The sequence below is a fragment of the Streptomyces sp. SID11385 genome, assembly GCF_010548245.1.
Taxonomy (GTDB): domain Bacteria; phylum Actinomycetota; class Actinomycetes; order Streptomycetales; family Streptomycetaceae; genus Streptomyces.
This window is the reverse complement of sequence record NZ_JAAGLR010001156.1, coordinates 1-2,443: the sequence shown is the minus strand read 5'-3', so window position 1 is coordinate 2,443 and position 2,443 is coordinate 1. Positions and strand designations below refer to the sequence as shown.

Sequence of the window (2,443 nt, the reverse complement as noted above, 5' to 3'; positions counted from 1 at the left end):
GGCGGCCCCCGCGGTGAGACCGGCCGCCGACGCGGCGAGCAGAAGGGTGCGGCGCGCGGGGGCCGAGCGCGGGGCGGGGGTGCGGGGGGCGGGGGTGCTGTGGGGGCTACTGCTGGAGTGCGTACGCGACATGCGCGTCCCTCCCGGGGGGCGGGAGGGGGCGGCTCCCCCTCCTCACCAGGGAGGTTCGGCAGCGCGCGTGGCCGTGACGTGAACGCCGCCGCACGCCTCGCCACCGCTTGGGCTACGGGGATCACCCGGCGCGCCCGCCCGTCCCCACCCCGCCGGACGGTGGCCTCCCGCGGGCTACGAGGGGTTCACCTGGCGGGGTAGGGACGGCCGGCTCCGCCGTTGGTGGGGGCGCTCCGGGCACGTGTGCGGCCCGCCGCTCCGGGCACGTGCGCGGCCCGTTTCCCTCACGTCTCGCGCGGCACCCGCCCCACCGCGGGCCGTTCGCGCCACAGCCGCATGCCCACCTCGACGAGTTCCACGTGCGGCAGCTCGGCGATATCGGTGACCGGGTGCCAGGCGGCGAGATCCGTGGAGCCGTTCTCCTCGTTGCGGAGACTGCCGCCCGTGATCGTCGCCTCGTAGACGAGGCGGAGGCCGTGGAAGGCGGAGCGGGTGCCCATGCGGCTGTGTTCGCGGCGGATGGAGTCGGTCCCGAGGAGCGAGGTGGGCTCGGCCTGGTAGCCGGTCTCCTCGGCGACCTCGCGGATCACCGTGTCGTACGGGTCCTCGCCGGGTTCCATACCGCCGCCCGGCAGCGTCCACAGCCGGCGGCCGTCCGCCGCGACCCAACGGGCGAGCAGGATCTCGGGGCTCGCGTTCACACGGTTCTCGCGGACACACACGGCGTAGGACGCCACCCTCAATTCCCAGCGCATCCATCGACGTTAGCCGCTCCGTGCGGAGGGGACCCAGAGATCGGGAATGCGACAGGGCGGTGATCACTCCGGAGTTCGGCACGGCGACGATCGGAAAATCACCCCGGAATCCGGCCGGGCGACGATCTGATGATCGCCCGGCAAACGGACACGGCGATCATCCGACCATCGCCCGGCCCACCAGCACGGCGATCGTCCGATCATCTCCCCGGAAATCGGCCGGGCGATCATCGGACGATCGCCCGCCCAGCGCCGCAGTCCCTCGCCGCCGTCCCTCGCCGCCCCGAGTGACCCGCCTCACCCCGGCGCGCCCACACCGCGGCCCCCGCTGTGGCACGTCCCACGTACTGAACATTGCATTGGACAGAGCGGCCCCGGGCAGTCGCATCATGGTCGTATGTCCGCAGGCCAGCCAAGGCCGCAGCAGTGAAGGAGTCCCCCGTGAGGGTCGGAATCGTCGGAGCCACCGGTCAGGTCGGCACGGTCATGCGCAGGATCCTCGCCGAGCGGAAGTTCCCGGTCACCGAGCTGCGACTCTTCGCCTCCTCGCGCTCCGCGGGCTCCACGATCGACTGGCAGGGCAGCCCCGTCACGGTCGAGGACGCGGCGACGGCCGACTACCAGGGCCTGGACATCGTCCTCTTCTCCGCCGGTGGCGCGACCTCGAAGGTGCTCGCCGAGAAGGTCGCGGCGGCCGGCGCCGTCGTGATCGACAACTCCTCCGCCTGGCGCCGCGACCCCGAGGTCCCCCTCGTCGTCTCCGAGGTCAACCCGCACGCGATCGCGCACCGTCCCAAGGGCATCATCGCCAACCCGAACTGCACGACCATGGCCGCGATGCCCGTGCTCAAGCCGCTGCACCAGGAGGCCGGGCTGGAGGCGCTCGTCGTCGCCACGTACCAGGCCGTCTCCGGCTCGGGGCTCGCGGGCGTCGCCGAGCTGCACGGGCAGGCGCAGAAGACCGTGGCGGACGCCGACAAGCTGACGCACGACGGCGAGGCGGTCGACTTCCCCGAGCCCGGCGTCTACAAGCGCCCCATCGCCTTCAACGTCCTCCCCCTCGCGGGCTCCCTCGTCGACGACGGCTCCTTCGAGACCGACGAGGAGCAGAAGCTGCGCAACGAGTCGCGCAAGATCCTGGAGATCCCGGAGCTGAAGGTCTCGGGCACGTGCGTGCGCGTCCCGGTCTTCTCCGGCCACTCCCTCCAGATCAACGCCCGCTTCGCCCGCCCGCTGACCGTCGCGCGCGCCGAGGAACTGCTCGGCGCGGCCGAGGGCGTCGAGCTCTCCGAGATCCCGACCCCGCTCCAGGCCGCCGGGAAGGACCCCTCCTACGTGGGCCGCATCCGCGCCGACGAGACGGTCGAGAACGGCCTCGCGCTCTTCGTCTCCAACGACAACCTGCGCAAGGGCGCGGCGCTCAACGCGGTGCAGATCGCGGAACTGGTCGCGGCCGAACTGAAGGGCTGAGGCCCCGCCGGCGCCGACGCGAAGGGCTGGGTCTCCCGCCAACGCCCGGCGCACCTGCCGCCCCGGGGCGGCCCCGCCACCCGCGG

The 2,443-nt window shown here is 73.0% G+C and carries 2 protein-coding genes; one reads left to right on the top strand and one right to left on the bottom strand.

The window, feature by feature from the left end; genetic code table 11:
* Window positions 1-416 precede the first annotated feature (416 nt).
* Window positions 417-887, bottom strand: coding sequence for an NUDIX domain-containing protein (locus tag G3I42_RS35205; protein WP_203607752.1), 471 nt, complete (start codon window positions 885-887; stop codon window positions 417-419).
* A gap of 441 nt (window positions 888-1,328) precedes the next feature.
* Here G3I42_RS35205 and G3I42_RS35200 point away from each other — a divergent pair, with 441 nt between their 5' ends.
* Window positions 1,329-2,357 (top strand): aspartate-semialdehyde dehydrogenase, encoded by a 1,029-nt coding sequence (locus G3I42_RS35200; protein WP_164291718.1) that lies wholly within the window; start codon window positions 1,329-1,331, stop codon window positions 2,355-2,357.
* Window positions 2,358-2,443 lie beyond the last annotated feature (86 nt).